This is a genomic window from Streptomyces sp. NPDC104367 (assembly GCF_055583825.1).
Genome location: NZ_JBVJND010000038.1, coordinates 26818 through 44176, shown reverse-complemented (window position 1 = coordinate 44176; position 17359 = coordinate 26818). Strand labels below are relative to the sequence as shown.

At 73.0% G+C, this 17359-nt stretch carries 13 protein-coding genes and 1 pseudogene; 7 read left to right on the top strand and 7 right to left on the bottom strand.

Features of this window, described 5'->3' with window-relative positions:
• The first annotated feature begins 151 nt into the window (after positions 1-151).
• Positions 152-3460 (top strand): S8 family serine peptidase, encoded by a 3309-nt coding sequence (locus ACZ619_RS38780; protein WP_469609546.1) that lies wholly within the window; start codon positions 152-154, stop codon positions 3458-3460.
• Positions 3461-3521: 61 nt separating this feature from the next.
• On the opposite strand, the gene ACZ619_RS38775 is transcribed toward ACZ619_RS38780, so the two are convergent.
• Both ACZ619_RS38775 and ACZ619_RS38770 read right to left on the bottom strand, forming a co-directional pair.
• Complete coding sequence (locus ACZ619_RS38775; protein WP_469609543.1) at positions 3522-4427, bottom strand: hypothetical protein; 906 nt, start codon at positions 4425-4427, stop codon at positions 3522-3524.
• Positions 4428-4429: 2 nt separating this feature from the next.
• Entirely contained in the window at positions 4430-4957 is a 528-nt protein-coding gene (locus ACZ619_RS38770; protein ID WP_469609540.1) for an RNA polymerase sigma factor, read from the bottom strand.
• Between the two features lie 316 nt (positions 4958-5273).
• Between ACZ619_RS38770 and ACZ619_RS38765 the strand changes: the two genes are divergently transcribed.
• Both ACZ619_RS38765 and pepN read left to right on the top strand, forming a co-directional pair.
• A complete protein-coding gene (locus ACZ619_RS38765) occupies positions 5274-6290 on the top strand; it encodes an aspartate-semialdehyde dehydrogenase (protein ID WP_469609537.1) in 1017 nt (338 codons plus the stop codon).
• 185 nt (positions 6291-6475) lie between these two features.
• The gene (gene pepN, locus ACZ619_RS38760) at positions 6476-9049 is read left to right on the top strand and encodes an aminopeptidase N (RefSeq protein WP_469609535.1); all 2574 of its coding nucleotides are present in this window, start codon (positions 6476-6478) and stop codon (positions 9047-9049) included.
• 286 nt (positions 9050-9335) lie between these two features.
• Here the strand turns inward: pepN and ACZ619_RS38755 are convergent, their stop codons facing one another.
• The gene (locus tag ACZ619_RS38755; protein WP_469609532.1) at positions 9336-10781 is read right to left on the bottom strand and encodes an FAD-dependent monooxygenase; all 1446 of its coding nucleotides are present in this window, start codon (positions 10779-10781) and stop codon (positions 9336-9338) included.
• Between the two features lie 116 nt (positions 10782-10897).
• Between ACZ619_RS38755 and ACZ619_RS38750 the strand changes: the two genes are divergently transcribed.
• Positions 10898-11497 carry a TetR/AcrR family transcriptional regulator gene (locus ACZ619_RS38750; RefSeq protein ID WP_469609530.1) on the top strand — a complete coding sequence of 200 codons (600 nt, stop codon included), beginning with the start codon at positions 10898-10900 and terminating at the stop codon, positions 11495-11497.
• Positions 11498-11598: 101 nt separating this feature from the next.
• Here ACZ619_RS38750 and ACZ619_RS38745 read toward each other — a convergent pair whose 3' ends face one another.
• The 3 genes from ACZ619_RS38745 to ACZ619_RS38735 all read right to left on the bottom strand — a co-directional run bounded on the left by ACZ619_RS38745 (position 11599) and on the right by ACZ619_RS38735 (position 14196).
• Complete coding sequence (locus tag ACZ619_RS38745; protein WP_469609527.1) at positions 11599-11850, bottom strand: hypothetical protein; 252 nt, start codon at positions 11848-11850, stop codon at positions 11599-11601.
• A gap of 69 nt (positions 11851-11919) precedes the next feature.
• Positions 11920-13986 carry a 4-alpha-glucanotransferase gene (gene malQ / locus ACZ619_RS38740; RefSeq protein ID WP_469609524.1) on the bottom strand — a complete coding sequence of 689 codons (2067 nt, stop codon included), beginning with the start codon at positions 13984-13986 and terminating at the stop codon, positions 11920-11922.
• Positions 13987-14196 (bottom strand): hypothetical protein, encoded by a 210-nt coding sequence (locus ACZ619_RS38735; protein ID WP_469609521.1) that lies wholly within the window; start codon positions 14194-14196, stop codon positions 13987-13989. It abuts the gene before it with no gap.
• Between the two features lie 140 nt (positions 14197-14336).
• Between ACZ619_RS38735 and ACZ619_RS38730 the strand changes: the two genes are divergently transcribed.
• Both ACZ619_RS38730 and ACZ619_RS38725 read left to right on the top strand, forming a co-directional pair.
• Positions 14337-14870, top strand: coding sequence for a PadR family transcriptional regulator (locus tag ACZ619_RS38730; protein ID WP_469609518.1), 534 nt, complete (start codon positions 14337-14339; stop codon positions 14868-14870).
• 14 nt (positions 14871-14884) lie between these two features.
• A pseudogene (locus ACZ619_RS38725) lies at positions 14885-15229 on the top strand (ABC transporter permease); the annotation flags it as partial.
• A 106-nt stretch (positions 15230-15335) separates the two neighbouring features.
• On the opposite strand, the gene ACZ619_RS38720 reads toward ACZ619_RS38725, so the two are convergent.
• Positions 15336-15872 (bottom strand): HNH endonuclease, encoded by a 537-nt coding sequence (locus ACZ619_RS38720; protein WP_469609515.1) that lies wholly within the window; start codon positions 15870-15872, stop codon positions 15336-15338.
• A gap of 324 nt (positions 15873-16196) precedes the next feature.
• Here ACZ619_RS38720 and ACZ619_RS38715 point away from each other — a divergent pair, with 324 nt between their 5' ends.
• Entirely contained in the window at positions 16197-17300 is a 1104-nt protein-coding gene (locus ACZ619_RS38715) for a mechanosensitive ion channel family protein (RefSeq protein WP_469609512.1), read from the top strand.
• Positions 17301-17359: the final 59 nt, after the last annotated feature.

The following is a 17359-nucleotide window of genomic DNA, read 5'->3' as shown; positions in this document are numbered from 1 at the left end:
GGGCCGATAGGGGGTTTTCCCCATACGTTCATATCGATTCGGTCAACGTTCCCAAAAATAGGTTCCCTTGGGGAAGGCTGTGCGCCTGACGTACCGGTCATGACCATGCCCGGTCGTTCCACGCTCGTTCCTTTACCTACAAGGGATGCAGATGACCCACACCCCCGAGAACGACCCGATACCGGGCCGCAGACGTCTGGGCCGGATGGCCGTCGCGGTCGGTGTCGTGGCCGCGCTGTCCGCCGCCGGACCGATGCCCCTGGCCGCCGCCGCGACCCCGTCCCCGGCCGCCGCCACCGCCGATCCCGTCGTCAAGTCGGCCCACGAGAAGCTCGGTTCGGACGACGCCGAACTGCTCGCCGAGGCCAAGGCCGCGGGCGCCAAGAACGTCACGATGATGATCGCGACGGCACCCGGCCGGACCGCGCAGGTCGCCGCCGAGCTGAACGGTGTCAAGGGCGGCTCGGTGGGCCGTACGTACGACAGGCTCGGCTACGTCCGGGCGACCGTCCCCACCGGCCGGGCGGACGCGGCGATCGCCGCCGCCGCCGCGCTCTCCTCCGTGCACGCGATCGACCTGCGCCAGGAGATCGCGCTCGACGACCCGACGGTCACGGACGGCAGCGCCGGGACCAGGGCCACCGCCACGACCGCCTACTCGGGGCCGGGCCGCGACACCCCCGCCGCGAACCCGTACAACCCCTCCTTCGAGACCGGTGCCGTCGACTTCGTCAGGCAGCACCCGAAGGCGGACGGCCGGGGCGTCACCATCGGCATCCTCGACTCCGGTGTGGACCTCGGCCACCCCGCGCTCCAGAAGACCACCACCGGCGAGCGGAAGATCGTCGACTGGGTGACCTCCACCGACCCGATCGTCGACAGCGACCAGACCTGGCGGCCGATGGTCACGGCCGTGTCCGGCCCGAGCTTCACCTACGGCGGCAGGACCTGGACGGCGCCCGCCGGGTCGTACCGGGTCAGCACGTTCAAGGAGTCGTACACCGCGGGCGGCGACGCGGCCGGTGACGCCAACCGCGACGGCGACACCACCGACAGCTGGGGCGTGCTCTACGACCCGGCGGCCGGCACCGTCACCGTCGACCTGAACAACAACAACGACTTCTCCGACGACACACCGATGAAGCCGTACGGGAACGGCTACCAGGTCGGCTACTTCGGCACCGACGACCCGACGACCGACGTCGTCGAGCGGCAGCCGTTCGTCGTGCAGATCCGCAAGGACGTCCCCATGGACCCCTACGGCGGGGACTGGGTCGGCAAGACCTCCGACTTCGTCAACATCGGGGTCATCGAGTCCGAGCACGGCACCCACGTCGCCGGCATCACCTCCGCCAACGGCCTGTTCGGCGGCAGGATGAACGGCGCGGCACCGGGCGCGAAGATCGTCTCCTCCCGGGCCTGCACCTGGAGCGGCGGCTGCACCAACGTCGCCCTCACCGAAGGCATGATCGACCTGGTCGCCAACCGGGGCGTGGACATCGTGAACATGTCGATCGGCGGCCTCCCGGCGCTGAACGACGGCAACAACGCCCGCGCCGAGCTGTACACGCGGCTCATCGACACCTACGGCGTGCAGCTGGTGATCTCGGCCGGCAACTCCGGCCCGGGCGCCAACACCATCGGCGACCCCGGTCTGGCCGACAAGGTGATCTCGGTCGGCGCGGCCATCTCCAAGGAGACCTGGGCCGCCGACTACGGCTCCCAGGTGACGAAGAAGTACCAGCTGCTCCCCTTCTCCTCCCGCGGCCCGCGCGAGGACGGCGGCTTCACCCCGACGCTGGTCGCCCCCGGCGCCGCGATCAACACCACCCAGACCTGGCTGCCGGGCTCCCCGGTCGCCGACGCGGGCTACTCGCTGCCGGCCGGCTACTCGATGCTCCAGGGCACCTCGATGGCCTCCCCGCAGGCGGCGGGCGCGAGCGCGCTGCTGCTGAGCGCCGCCGGGCAGAAGGGCATCGCCCTCTCCCCCGCCGACCTGCGCACCGCCCTGACCTCGACGGCCCACCACATCAAGGGGGTCCAGGCCTACGAGGAGGGCGCGGGCCGGATCGACGTCGTCGACGCCTGGGACGCCGTCCGCGACCACGCCACCGCGCACGACTACACCGTCAAGGCGCCCGTCGACACCGCGATCGACTACGCGCTGGAGACCCCGGGCCACGGCACGGGCCTGTACGACCGCGAGGGCGGCCTGAAGGCCGGGCAGAAGAAGACCTACGACGTCACCATCACCCGGACCTCCGGCGCGGACAAGGCGGTCCGCCACGAGCTGTCCTTCGAGAACAACGCCGGCAACACCTTCCGGATCGTCGGCGACGACGAGGTGAAGCTGCCGCTGAACCGGCCGGTCACGGTCAGGGTGCAGGCGCAGCCGCGGAGCGCGGGCATCAAGTCGGCGATCCTGGACGTCGACGACCCGCGCACCGGGGGCGTCGACAAGCAGATCCTGACCACGGTCGTGGTGTCGACCCCCGTCGCCTACACCTGGTCGGCGTCGGGTTCGGTGCAGCGCAACAGCTCCACGTCGTACTTCGTGACCGTGCCCGAGGGCGCCACCTCGCTGGAGGTCGCGATCGGCGGGCTGGCCGGCAAGAGCCAGACGCGGTTCATCGCCATCCACCCGTACGGCGTCCCGGTGGACAACACCAGCACCCCGTACTGTTACAACAACTACCTGGACGGCAACGGCTGCAGGCCCGACGTGCGGTCCTACGCCGACCCGCAGGCCGGGGTCTGGGAGATCGAGGTCGAGTCGCGCCGTACCTCGCCGCTGCTCGACAACCCCTACGAGCTGGGCGTCACCGTGCTCGGCGCGGTCTTCGACCCGCAGACCGTGACCGTGCCCGAGGCCGAGGTGGGCACCCCGGTCGACGCCTCCTGGAAGGTGACCAACAAGTTCGCCGCCCTCGACGGCACACTGACCGGCGGCCCGCTCGGCTCCTCGAAGTCGGACCGTCCCGCCATCGCGGAGGGCGAGACGCAGACCACCACGGTGACCGTGCCCGAGGGTGCCACGTCGCTGGACGTGGCCATCGGGAACGTCTCCGACACGGCGGCCGACCTCGACCTGACGGTGTACGACGCGTCCGGCGCGCAGGTCGCGCAGTCCGCCGACGGCGACTCGGAGGAGTCGGTGTCCATCGCCTCCCCGGCCGCCGGCACGTACACCGTCGAGGTCGCGGGCTACTCGGTCCCGTCGGGCAGCACCGACTACGACTACCGGGACGTGTTCTTCTCCACCGCCCTCGGCAGCGTCACGGTCGGCGGCTCGGCGGCGGTCGTGCTCGGCACGGGCGCCTCCGCCACGGTGACCGGGCAGGTCACGGTGGCCGCGGCGGCTCCCGAGGGACGTGAGTTCTTCGGCCGGGTCCAGCTGGTCGACGCGCGCGGCACGGTCGCGGGCACCGGCAGCGTGAAGATCGAGAAGGTCACGCAGTAGGTCGTGCGTCCTCGGACGGCGGTGGGGGCGGGCGGCCTGCGGGGCGCCCGCCCCTTCGGCGTCACCGGGGGCAGGTGGTGGTCCGTGACGCGGGCAGTTCGCGGACGATCCAGGAGCGTTCCCGCGCGATCTCCGCCGCTCCGACCGCGTACCGGTCGGGCAGCCGCTGCCCGCGCGCGACGGCGACCAGGAGGCGGGCGCCCTCGCGGACCCGGGTGTCGGCGTCGGACGCGAAGAGGAACGCGACCTCGTCGGCCGTCCTCGCGGGTTTGTAGGCGCGGGTCACGCGCAGGGTGACGCGTTCCGTGCCGGTGTGCGGGAGCCGCTCCACGCCGGTGACCGTGCCCTCGACGACCAGCCGGGCGCAGGCCAGGTAGCGGGCGTCGCCCCAGTCCTCCTGGGCCGGCGCACTGACCCCGCCGCCGGCCGCCTTGTCGGCGCTGCTGTCCGCCGCCGTACCGTCCGTGCCGTGCGCGGCCAGCCAGCCGACGCCGAACACGGCCGAGGCGAACACGGCCGCGAGCCCGCCGGCCAGGCCGAGCGCCCGCAGACGGCGCCCGGCGGACCGGGGGCGCGGGGCGGCGACGGGGGCCCGTTCCGGCGGCCGCGGGCCCGGCCCGGCGGGCGCACCGGCGAGACCGGGACCCCGCGGACGGCGTCCGGCCGGACGGGGGCTCCCGGCGGGGGCGGGGCGGGTACGCGGGCGCGGTTCGGTGAGGGCGTCGGCGATGGCCCCGAGCTGTTCACGCAGCAGGGCCACGTCGGCGGCGGCGGCCCGGTGCTCGGCCATGAACCCGGGATCGGCCCGCTGCCCCTCGGTCGGCGCGTCGCCCAGGAGAACGGCGAGCAGGGCGTCGTCGTCCCCGGCACCGGCACCGGCACCGGCAGGGGTGTCGGGACCGGCGCCGGCAGGGATGTCGGCGGGCGGGTCGGCGGGGGTGTCGTGGTCGTCGTGCGCGGCGGGCATGGTCACACCACCTCGTCCTCGTGCAGGCGGGCGCGCAGGGCCCGTACCGCCGTGTGCAGGCGGCTCTTGACCGTGCCCTCGGGGATGCCCAGCGCCTGCGCTATCCCGCGCACCGGAAGGTCGGCGTAGAACCGCAGGACCAGCACCTGGCGCTGGGAGTCGGGGAGTTCGTCCAGGCCGCGGGCGACGGCGACGGAGAGCAGGCTGCTGTCCTCGCCGGAGGCGTGGTCGGCGGGGCGGAGGGCGGCGAGCCGTTCGCCGAGGCGTTCCTGGCGGCGCTTGGCCCGGTGCCAGTCCATGGCGAGGTTGGAGGCGACCACCGCGGCCCACGCCGAGACGTCGCGCGGCGCCTCCCGGCCGCCCGCGGCCCGCTCCAGCAGCCGCAGGCGGACCTGCTGCACCCCGTCCGGCAGGTCCGCCTGCGGTACGCCGCCCAGCGCGAGCACCGCCCGCACCCGGCGCTCCTGGTCCGCGTCCAGGGGGTCACCGTGCTCGTCCCCCTGGGCGCGGCGGGCCTTTCTGCGCAGCACACGACCCACCCCCTCCCCGCGTTTCCCCTACGACGCCACGGGCCCCGGAAACGTTCGGCCGGATCGCGGACATTCTTCTCCGAGGCGTACGTCACACCGGTGCGCGGCGCAGCACAGCTTGCGGTACGAAGCCAACGGAAAGGCAATTTATGCAGCTCAGCAGGGGTGCGGGCGGGAGTTCCACGGGGCGGCCGGTCCAGCCGGTGGGCATGGCGCGCAAAGAATTGGACAGGCGGGCCCGGGTCGGCCGCATGATGGAAAGGCCGCAGGCACACATCACCGCAGGCACACATCGCCGCAAGCAGAGGGAGTCGCCGTGAGGGTCGGAATCGTCGGAGCCACCGGTCAGGTCGGCACGGTCATGCGCAGGATCCTCGCGGAGCGGAACTTCCCCGTCACCGAGCTGCGTCTGTTCGCCTCGGCCCGCTCGGCCGGGACCGTGCTCGACGGCGTGACCGTGGAGGACGCGGCGACCGCGGACTACACCGGCCTGGACATCGTGCTGTTCTCGGCGGGCGGGGCCACCTCCAAGGCGCTCGCGGAGAAGGTCGCCGCGCAGGGCGCCGTCGTCATCGACAACTCCTCGGCCTGGCGCAAGGACCCCGAGGTCCCGCTGGTCGTCTCCGAGGTGAACCCGCACGCGGTCGCGGACCGGCCCAAGGGCATCATCGCCAACCCGAACTGCACCACGATGGCCGCGATGCCGGTCCTGAAGGTGCTGGACGCGGAGGCCGGCCTCCAGGCGCTGGTGGCCACCACCTACCAGGCGGTGTCCGGCTCCGGCCTCGCGGGCGTCGCGGAGCTGCAGGGCCAGGTGCAGAAGGTCGTCGCCGGCGCGGAGAAGCTGACCCACGACGGCGGCGCGGTCGACTTCCCCGAGCCGCAGGTCTACAAGCGGCCCATCGCCTTCAACGTGCTGCCGTTCGCCGGCAACCTCGTCGACGACGGTCTGAACGAGACCGACGAGGAGCAGAAGCTGCGCAACGAGTCCCGCAAGATCCTGGAGCTGCCGGAGCTGAAGGTCTCCGGCACCTGTGTGCGCGTGCCGGTGTTCTCCGGGCACTCCCTCCAGCTGAACGCGCGGTTCGCCCGGCCGATCAGCCCCGAGCGGGCGACCGAGCTGCTCGCCGCGGCACCCGGGGTCGAGCTCTCCGACATCCCGACGCCGCTCCAGGCGGCCGGCCAGGACCCGTCGTACGTCGGGCGGATCCGCCGTGACGAGACGGTGGACAACGGGATCGCGCTGTTCGTCTCCAACGACAACCTCCGCAAGGGCGCCGCGCTGAACGCCGTGCAGATCGCGGAGCTGGTGGCGGCCGAGCTGTCGAAGTAGGGGTGCCTGAAGCGCCTCCGGGGGGTGCCGCGGTCTGCCGTCGTGCGGCTGCGGCACCGTCGTGGCTGGTCGCGCAGTCCCCGCGCCCCTGCGGGGCACCGCAATCTCTCGGGTTTTCCCTCGACACCCCGGGCCCGGTCGCATGGAAGGATGGCGCAACCCACACATAACGAGGAGATGACCGCGTGCCTGGCACAAACCTGACTCGCGAAGAGGCGCAGCAGCGGGCGAAGCTGCTCACCGTTGACTCGTACGAGATCGATCTCGACCTCTCCGGGGCGCAGGAGGGCGGTACCTACCGGTCCGTGACCACGGTGCGCTTCGACGTCGCCGGAACCGGCGCCGAATCCTTCATCGACCTGGTCGCCCCGGCGGTCCACGAGGTCACCCTGAACGGGGACCCGCTCGACGCGGCCGATGTCTTCGCGGACTCCCGGATCGCGCTGCCGGGCCTGCTGGAGGGCCGTAACGTCCTGCGGGTCGTGGCGGACTGCGCGTACACCAACACGGGTGAGGGTCTGCACCGGTTCGTGGACCCGGTCGACGAGCAGGCCTACCTCTACACCCAGTTCGAGGTGCCGGACGCGCGCCGGGTCTTCGCCTCCTTCGAGCAGCCGGACCTGAAGGCGACCTTCCAGTTCACGGTCAAGGCGCCGTCGGGCTGGACCGTGATCTCCAACTCGCCGACGCCCGAGCCCAAGGACGACACCTGGGTCTTCGAGCCGACCCCGCGCATCTCGTCGTACATCACCGCGCTGATCGTCGGCCCGTACCACTCCGTGCACAGCGTGTACGAGAAGGACGGGCAGAGCGTGCCGCTGGGCATCTACTGCCGGCCGTCGCTCGCGGAGTACCTGGACTCGGACGCGATCTTCGAGGTGACGCGGCAGGGCTTCGACTGGTTCCAGGAGAAGTTCGACTACGACTACCCGTTCAAGAAGTACGACCAGCTGTTCGTGCCGGAGTTCAACGCGGGCGCGATGGAGAACGCGGGCGCGGTGACCTTCCGCGACCAGTACGTCTTCCGGTCCAAGGTGACCGACGCGGCGTACGAGATGCGCGCCGAGACCATCCTGCACGAGCTGGCGCACATGTGGTTCGGCGACCTGGTCACCATGGAGTGGTGGAACGACCTGTGGCTGAACGAGTCGTTCGCCACCTACACGTCCATCGCCTGCCAGGCGTACGCGCCCGAGTCGCGCTGGCCGCACTCGTGGACCACCTTCGCGAACTCCATGAAGACCTGGGCGTACCGGCAGGACCAGCTGCCCTCCACGCACCCGATCATGGCCGAGATCCGCGACCTGGACGACGTCCTCGTCAACTTCGACGGCATCACGTACGCCAAGGGCGCCTCCGTCCTCAAGCAGCTGGTCGCGTACGTCGGCACGGACGAGTTCTTCACCGGCGTGCAGGCGTACTTCAAGCGGCACGCGTACGGCAACACGCGCCTGTCCGACCTGCTGGGCGCCCTGGAGGAGACCTCCGGGCGCGACCTGAGCGCCTGGTCGCGCAAGTGGCTGCAGACGGCCGGCATCAACATCCTGCGGCCGGAGGTGGAGACGGACGCCGACGGTGTCGTGACCTCCTTCGCGGTCCGCCAGGAGGCCCCGGCGCTGCCGGCCGGCGCCAAGGGCGAGCCGACGCTGCGGCCGCACCGGATCGCGATCGGCCTGTACGAACTGGACGACGAGAGCGGCAAGCTGGTCCGCGAGGAGCGGATCGAGCTGGACGTGGACGGCGAGCTGACGGCCGTGCCGCAGCTGACCGGGCGGCGCCGTCCGGCGGTGTTCCTGCTCAACGACGACGACCTGTCGTACGCGAAGGTCCGGCTGGACGCGGAGTCCCTGCGGTTCGTCACCGAGCACCTCGGCGACTTCGAGTCCTCCCTGCCGCGGGCCCTGTGCTGGGCGTCGGCCTGGGACATGACCCGGGACGCCGAACTCCCCACCCGCGACTACCTGTCCCTGGTGCTGTCCGGCATCGGCAAGGAGTCCGACATCGGTGTCGTGCAGTCGCTGCACCGCCAGGTGAAGCTGGCCGTGGAGCTGTACGCCGACCCGACCGCCCGCGAGGCGCTGCTGACCCGCTGGACCGACGCCACGCTGGCCCATCTGCGGGCCGCCGCTCCGGCGAGCGACCACCAACTGGCCTGGGCGCGCGCCTTCGCGGCCACCGCCCGTACGCCGGAGCAGCTGGACCTGCTGGAGGGGCTGCTGGACGGCACCCACACCGTCGAGGGCCTGGCCGTCGACACCGAGCTGCGCTGGGCGTTCGTGGAGCGGCTGGCGGCGGTGGGCCGCTTCGACGAGACGGAGATCGCGGGCGAGTACGACCGTGACCGGACCGCCGCCGGCGAGCGCCACGCGTCGGTCGCCCGGGCCGCCCGGCCGACCGAGGAGGCCAAGGCGGAGGCGTGGGCGTCGGTCATCGACTCCGACAAGCTGCCGAACGCCGTGCAGGAGGCGGTGATCTCCGGGTTCGTCCAGACCGACCAGCGTGAGCTGCTGGCGCCGTACACGGACCGGTACTTCGAGGTCGTGAAGTCGGTGTGGGACTCCCGTTCCCACGAGATCGCCCAGCAGATCGCGGTCGGCCTCTACCCGGCCCTCCAGGTCTCCGAGGAGACCCTGGCCAGGACGGACACCTGGCTGGCCGCGGCGCAGCCGAACGCGGCCCTGGCCCGGCTGGTCTCGGAGTCCCGCGCGGGCGTGGAGCGCGCGCTGCGCGCCCAGGCCGCGGACGCGGCGGCACGCTAACCGCCGGCTCGGCCGCCGGCCCGGCGGGAGCACGAGACGGGGCGCCCGGTGTCCGTGACACCGGGCGCCCCGCGCGTGGGTCGTGCGTCGTGGGTCAGGAGCCGTTGGAGTTGCTGTCCCCCGTCGTCTCCTTCTTCTCCAGGGGCCGGATCACGAGTTTCGTCGCCATGTCAACTCTCCTTCTCTCCAAGGGCGTTGAGCTTTCCCATGGGACTCCCGGGGGCAGTCCGTGTCAAGAGCGGCCCGGGTGCCCCGAGAGGCGTGGGACGGCGCGAGTGGACCCCGGTCACCCGACGTGGCCGGCGAGCGCCCGCCCGATCTCCGTCTCCCCGGCGTTCTCGGCCGCCCAGGCCACGTATCCGTCGGGGCGCACCAGCACGGTCGTACGGCGGCCGGTCGCCCAGTGCGCCACGGTCAGCCGGTCCGCGCGGTCCGCGCCCGGGTAGTACGGGTCCGGGGTGACCAGGACGAACCCGCCGCCGCGCAGGCTCTCGTAGAGGCGGCCGCCGCCCTCCAGGGCGAGGTCGGGGACCCGGGTGCCGGTGAGGCGGTGGGCGCCGCGCGGGGCGGGGTAGCGGTAGCCGATGCCGGTGATCTGGCCCATGATCCTGCGGCGGGCCGGGCCGACGTGGTCCAGGGTGCGGGTGAGCGCGCGGCGCGCGGTGAGCAGGGGGCCCTTGGCCATCGCGAGCCGGACGATGGCACCGCTGCTGCGCAGCACGGACCTGCCGACGGGGTGCCGCTCGGCCTGGTAGCTGTCGAGCAGGCCGGGGCCGGCGTGGCCGTCCAGGACGGCGGCGAGCTTCCAGCTCAGGTTGGCCGCGTCCTGGAGGCCGGTGTTCAGGCCCTGGCCGCCGGCCGGGGTGTGCACGTGCGCCGCGTCGCCGGCCAGGAAGACCCGGCCGACCCGGTAGCGGGGCGCCTGCCGTTCGTCGCTGTGGAAGCGGGAGATCCAGCGGGCGTCGTGCATCCCGTAGTCCCGGCCCAGCGCCAGCCGGGTGATCTCCCTGACCTCGTCGAGGCCGACCGGCTCGTGGTCGGGGACGTCCCGGCCGCGGTGCCAGCAGATGACCCGGTAGTAGCCGTCGCCGAAGGGCGCGAGGAAGGCGAACGCGTCGCCGACCGCGGCGGCCGTGAGCGGCGTCGGGGGCTTCTCGGCGAGCAGGACGTCGGCGAGGACGACCGAGCGGATCGCCGACCGCCCCGGGAACGGCAGTCCGACCGCCTCCCGCACGGCGCTGCGCATGCCGTCGGTGCCGACGGCGTAGGCGCCGCGCAGGCTCCCGCCGCCCCTGACGTGGACGGTGACGCCGTCCGCGTCCTGGGTCAGCCCGGTGACCTCGCACTCGTGGCGGAATTCGACGCCGGCCTCGGCCGCCCGGCGCTCCAGCGCCCTCTCGACCTCGTACTGCGGGATGACCAGAACGTGCCGGAAGCGGGAGGGGAGGGTGCCGAGGTCGATGGTGAGCCCGTCGAAGAGGCTGAGCCGGGCGAGGGGCCGGCCCGCCGCCTCCAGCTCGTCGGCGAGGCCGCGGGCGTCGAGCTGCTCCAGGGCGCGGGCGTGCAGGACGAAGGCGCGGGAGAGGTTGCTGATCCCGCGCGGGCGCTTTTCGAGGAGGGTGACCGGGATGCCGGCGGCGGCGAGGTCACCGGCCAGGAGGAGGCCGGTGGGACCGGAGCCGACGACGATCACGCGGCGGGTCTCGGAGGTGGTGCCGGTCGTGGCGTTCATGGAGGCCTCCCGGTGTGCCAACAGTTGTTGGTCAACGCTTGTTGGCAAGCGTAGGCCGGCGGACGACAAGCAGTCAACACTTGTTGGCCTACGTATGTTGGCCTACGCTCGTTGGCATGACCGGCACTCCCAGTAGAAGCACGGATCCCGCGAACGGCACGGCGGCACGCCGCTCGGACGCCAGCCGTGCGGCCATCCTGGCCGCCGCCCGCGAGCGCTTCGCCGCCGACGGCTACGAGCGCGCCACCATCCGGGCCATCGCCGGGGACGCGCACATCGACCCGTCCATGGTCATGCGCTACTTCGGCAGCAAGGACGGACTGTTCGCGGCCGCCGTCACGCTCGACCTGCGGCTGCCCGACCTGAGCCGGGTGCCGCGCACCGAGGTCGGAGCGGCCCTGGTGACCACCTTCCTGCGGATCTGGGAGGAGAACGAGGAGCCGACCGCCGTACTGCGGGTGGGCGTCACCAACAGCGCGGGCGCCGAGCGGTTGCAGGACCTCTTCCGGGAGCAGGTCGTCCCGGTGGTCCAGCAGGTGTGCCCCGACCCCGGGGAGGTGCCGGCGCGGGCGGCGCTGTGCGTCTCGCAGCTGATGGGGCTGGCCCTCACCCGTTACGTGCTGCGGCTGCCGCCGGCCGTGGAGCTGGGCCGGGAGGAGATCGTCGGGTGGCTCGGGCCGACCCTTCAGCGGTACCTGACCGCGACCGGCCCCTGAGCGTGCCCGGCCCGGACGCGCCGAGGGCGCCGGTCAGCCGGCGTACGCGCGGTGCGTACGCGAGGAGACCGGCGCCCTCGGTGGCGCGGTGAAGCCTGGGCTCAGGCCTTGGACTTCGGCTTGGTGACCCGGAGCGTGGACTTGTCCAGCACCATCACCAGGCCGGCGATGACCGCGAACAGCACGAGCGGGGTCAGGACGTAGAGGCCCAGCGTCGCGCCGACGCTCAGACCCGGGCCGGGGTCGTCGCCGTCGTCGCGCGTGAGCGCGAGCGCGGGGGACGACATGAGCAGCATCATCAGCGTCGTACCGGCAGCCAGGGCGCCGGCGCGCAGGGCGTTCTTCTTGTCCACGGTGCCAAAGTTAGCGGGCCGACCTGAGGGGCGCGCGTCCGGGGTACCCGTACGAGGCGCCCCTCGCGCTCACCCGCCGGACGGGCCGTGCCCGGTCAGCACCTCCAGCAGGTCCCGCACCCGCCCCGACGCCATCAGCTCCTCCAGGGTCACCGGGCGGCCCTTGGCGTCGGCGACCGGCAGACGCCAGTTCGGGTACTGGTCCCAGGTGCCGGGGAGGTTCTGCGGGCGGCGGTCGCCGACGGTGTCGGGGAGCCAGACACCGATCATGCGGGCCGGGGTGCGCAGCAGGAAGCGGTGGACGGCGCGGATCCCGGCCTCCTCGTCGCGGGCCTCGGACTCGGCGAGCAGCCCGAGGCGGGTCAGCAGGGCCAGCCACTCCGCGGTGTCGGCGGCCGCCTCGGCCCGCTCCTCGGCCACCGGGCGGGTCAGCAGACCGAGCCGGTCGCGGAGTCCGACGTGCTCGCCGGTGAGCCGGGCCGCGGTGGACGGCAGGTCGTGGGTGGTGGCGGTGGCGAGGCAGTCGGCGCGCCAGCGGTCCGGGGCGAGCGGACGGCCGTCGCCCTCCCAGTCCCGTTCGAACCAGAGGACGGAGGTGCCGAGCACCCCGCGCCGTTGCAGCGTCTCGCGCACCCCCGGCTCCACCGTGCCCAGGTCCTCCCCGATCACCAGCGCGCCCGCCCGGGTCGCCTCCAGGGCCAGCAGCGCGAGCAGGGCCTCGGCGTCGTAACGGACGTACGCGCCCTCGGTGGGCGGGCCGCCCTGCGGCACCCACCAGAGCCGGAACAGGCCCATCACATGGTCGATGCGCAGGGCGCCGGCGTAGCGGAAGAGGGCGCGCAGGAGCCGGCGGAAGGGGGCGTGGCCGGAGGCGGCGAGGCGGTCGGGGCGCCAGGGCGGCAGGCCCCAGTCCTGGCCGCGGGCGTTGAACGCGTCGGGCGGGGCGCCCACCGACATCCCGGCGGCGAAGAACTCGCCCTGCGCCCAGGCGTCCGCGCCCCCGGGGTGCACTCCGACCGCGAGGTCGTGCACGATCCCGACCGGCATCCCGGCGTCCCGGGCGGCGCGCTGGGCGGCGACGAGCTGGGTGTCGGTGAGCCAGGCGAGCAGGGAGTGGAGAGCGACCCGGTCGCGCAGTCCGGCGCGGGCGCGGGCGGTCTCGGGCGAGCGGGGGTCCCGCAGGCCCTCCGGCCACCGCTGCCAGTCGGGGCCGTACTCCTCCGCGAGGGCGTACCAGGTGGCGTGGTCCTCCAGCGCCTCGCCCTGCTCCGCGCGGAAGGCGTCGTACTCGGCCTGCCGCGCCGCTCCGAGCGGTACGGCGGCCACCGCCTCCAGCGCCTCCCGCTTCAGCTCCCACACGGCGTCCCGGTCGATGAGCGCGCCCCGGTCGAGGACGGCGGAGCGCAGCCGGGCGGCGCGTTCGGCGAACGCGGGGACGCGGACGCCGGCGTACTCGGGGACGGACTCAGGACGCAGGTGCACCGGGTCGGGGAAGCGGCGGGAGGAGGGGCGGTACGGGGAGGGGTCGGTCGCACCGCCGGGGGCCCCGGGCACGGCCGCGTGCAAGGGGTTGACCTGGACGAACCCCGCCCCGGCGGTGCGTCCGGCCCAGTCGGCCAGCTCGGCGAGGTCACCGAGGTCGCCCATGCCCCAGGAGCGCTCGGAGAGCAGCGAGTAGAGCTGGACGAGCAGGCCGCAGGAGCGGGTGGCGGGCGTGGGCAGCCGGTCGGGGGCGACCACGAGGTGGACGCGCGCGGTACGGCCGTCGGGGGCGTCGGCGGTCAGCAGATGGACGCCGAGCGGCAGGTCACGGACGTGGTCGCGGGTCTCGCCCTGCTCCGTGCGCACCTCGACCCGGGTGCCGGCGGGCAGGCCGAGGGAGATCTCGCCGGCGCCCGCCCAGTGGACGACCGTCGGCGGCAGCAGCCGTCCGGCGAGTTCGCGCTCGCGGTCGGCGAGGGCGGCGCGGACCGCCTCCGGGCGGCTCGCGTCGACGCCCAGGGCGCCCAGTACGGCGATCACGGCACCGGCGGAGGCCGCGACCGTACGGTCCGGGGAGGGGCGGTAGGAGGTGGCGACACCGTGCAGCTCCGCCAGCCGGGACAGCTCCTCGTCGAGAGGAGCGGCTCGGCCCATCTACAACCCCGGCTCGCTGGTCAGCGGGACCACGGCGGCGAGCGGCGGCTCGCTGGTGAGGGGCTCGGCCTCGGGCAGCGGCGGCTCGCTGGTCAGCGGGGCCTCGGCACAGGCGCCCTCGGCGCTGAAGACGCAGACGTGCGGCTCCTCCTCGGTCCGTGTCGCGGGTTTGAACTGGGCCGGGATCGGATGATGAACCGCTGCGGCCACGGTGGCCTCCTCGTCGTTTCGTCGGGTACGGCGGCGGGTGCCGGCTCATGGCAGGCCTACCCAGTGAGCGGGACGGCACTCTCGACGGAAGCCGGAGAGACTATTCACTCAGTACATGTACCCAGTGCATACTGATCTCCATGAGCACCCGGCACATCCTCCTGGGACTGCTGGAGGCCGGCCCGAGTCATGGCTACGACCTCAAGCGGCGCCACGACGAACGCTTCCCGCAGGCCCGCCCGCTGGCCTACGGACAGGTCTACACGACCCTGCAACGCCTGGTCCGCGACGGCCTCGCGGAGGTCGAGGGCACCGACGCCGACGGCGGACCGGAGCGCACCCGCTACCGCTCGACGGAGGCGGGCGCGCACGAACTGGCCCGGTGGGCGGGGGCGATCACCCCGCCGGCACCGTTCGTGGCGAACGAGATCTTCGCCAAGGTCGTGGTGTCGATCCTCGCCGGCGGGGACCCGGCCGCCTACCTCCGCGACCAGCGCGCCGCGCACATGGAGCGGATGCGGGAGCTCACCGCCGTCAAGACGGCGCGCACGGCCGACCTGACGACCGTGCTCTCGGCGGACTTCGCCCTCAACCACCTCGACGCCGACCTCCGCTGGATGACCACGACGGCGGCCCGGCTCACCACTTTGACCGCGGAGGTCGACTCAGCATGAGCACCAGGGGGACACTCGCGCTGTCGGCCCTCGCCGTGGGCACCGCGGAGTCTCTGGCCACCCGGCGCCGGGGCCTGGCGGTCCAGACCGCCGCCGGGGTGCCGTACGGGGTGCTGGCCCGGGCGCTGCTGCTGGAGACCGCGCTGCCGCTGCTCCCCGCGGTCGCGGTGGCGGGCGTAGGCGGCATGGGGATCGGTGTCTGGTACTCCGCCCTCGTCGGGGAGCGAGCCGACGCGGGCGTGCCGTACGCGGCGCTGCTGGTGCCGGTGGGCGTGTACGGGTGCGGTCTGCTCGCCGCGGCCACCTCGCTGCCCCTGCTGCGCCGCTCGGTGCGCCCGGCGGAGCTGCGTTACGCGTGACCGCCGGACCGGCCTTCGGCAGGGGAACGCCGGGGCCGGAGCCCGCGCGTCCCGAAGGACCCCGTGGCCGAGCCGGCGGCCACAGGGTGTGCGAAGGCCCGGATCGTCAGGCGGATATGCCGTCGATCCGGGCCAGGGCGTCGTCCGCGCCGTAGGGCTGCAAGTACGGCAGCCAGCGCGGGTCCCTATGGCCGGTGCCGATGATGCGCCAGGCCAGTCCGGTGGGCGGGGCCGGTTTGTGCCGCAGCCGCCAGCCGATCTCGACGAGATGGCGGTCGGCCTTGACGTGGTTGCAGCGGCGGCAGGACGCCACCACGTTGTCCCAGACGTGCTGACCCCCGCGACTGCGCGGGATGACGTGGTCGACGCTGGTTGCGACGCCACCGCAGTACATGCACCGGCCCCCGTCCCGGGCGAACAGCGCCCGGCGGGTAAGAGGAACGGGCCCCCGGTAGGGAACCCGTACGAATCGCTTGAGCCGGACCACGCTGGGTGCGGGGACTGTGACGGTCGCGCTGTGCATATAGGCGCCGGATTCCTCCAAGGCGACAGCCTTGTTCTCCAGGACGAGGATGAGCGCGCGGCGGAGCGGTACGACGCCGAGCGGCTCGTACGACGCGTTGAGGACCAGGACATGCGGCACGGGTGCCTCCTTGGGCGTCGGCGGCGCGTGGCTCGCGCCGGGACGATCTGTGGCCAGTCTCCCCTCTTGCCTGGTGGACGCGCCACCATGTCCCGGTAACGGGCTGGGAGTGTTTTCGACCACACCGCATTCATCCCCCGGCGACCGCCCTGTTCAAGCGGGCGTGAGCACGGTCTCTCCTTCTCGTAACGGTCCGGTGCACACGCAATGCCCCGTTAGTGTGGTGATCCTGCCCGTCCGGTGACCTTTTCGTGACCTTGAACGCCTGACCTGACCTTGATCGCCGCACCGGGGGCAGTACCGCACCGCCTGGAGGTACCCGCCGTGTCCTTGCCCGCCGTCCTACTGGCCGCCGGTTCGTCGCCGTCGCCGACGCCCTCGGGATCGTCGACCCCGACCGTGCCCACGCTCCAGGACGCCCAGGAGAGCGCCACGAACGCCGCCAGCTGGGTCGAGCAGAACTGGTCGACCTGGCTCGCGATCGGTCTGCGGGTGCTGCTGATCCTGGTGGTGGCGGTGCTGCTCAGAAGGGTCGTGCTCCGGTCGATAACCAAGCTCATCGACCGGATGAACCGCACGGCCGAGTCGGCGGAGGGCACCACCCTCGGAGGGCTGCTGGTCAACGCGGAGCGGCGGCGGCAGCGGTCGCAGGCGATCGGGTCCGTGCTGCGGTCGATGGCGAGCTTCGTGATCCTGGGCACGGCCGCGCTGACCGTGCTGTCCGCCTTCCAGATCAACCTCGCGCCGCTGCTGGCCTCGGCCGGTGTCGCCGGTGTGGCGATCGGTTTCGGCGCCCGCAACCTGGTCACGGACTTCCTGTCCGGCGTCTTCATGATCCTGGAGGACCAGTACGGCGTCGGTGACTCGATCGACGCGGGGGTCGCCTCCGGCGAGGTGATCGAGGTGGGTCTGCGGGTGACCAAGCTGCGCGGCGACAAGGGCGAGATCTGGTACGTCCGCAACGGCGAGGTCAAGCGCATCGGCAACCTCTCGCAGGGCTGGGCCACGGCCGGCGTCGACGTCACCCTGCGGCCGGCCGAGGACCTCGACAAGGTCCGCGCCACGCTCGACGAGGTCGCCGAGAAGATGGCCAAGGAGGAGCCCTGGAACGAGCTGCTGTGGGGCCCGATCCAGATCCTCGGCCTGGACTCCGTCCTCATCGACTCGATGGTCGTCCGCCTCTCCGCCAAGACCATGCCGGGCAAGGCGACGACCGTGGAGCGCGAGCTGCGCTGGCGGATCAAGCGGGCGTTCGACGCGGCGGACATCCGGATCGTCGGCGGGGCGCCGGTCTCGGCCTCGCAGGACGAGCTCCCTGACCCGACGGACTCCGTGGCCGCGCCGTCGGCCTTCTCCAACGCGGACTCCCCGCAGGTGGCGGCCACGGCGCCGATCACTCCGCAGCGGTCGGCGACAGCCGGGAAGTAGACGGGACGCGGGACGCAGGGGCGCCGGGGAGACAGACGGCGCCCCGGATACAGGGACGC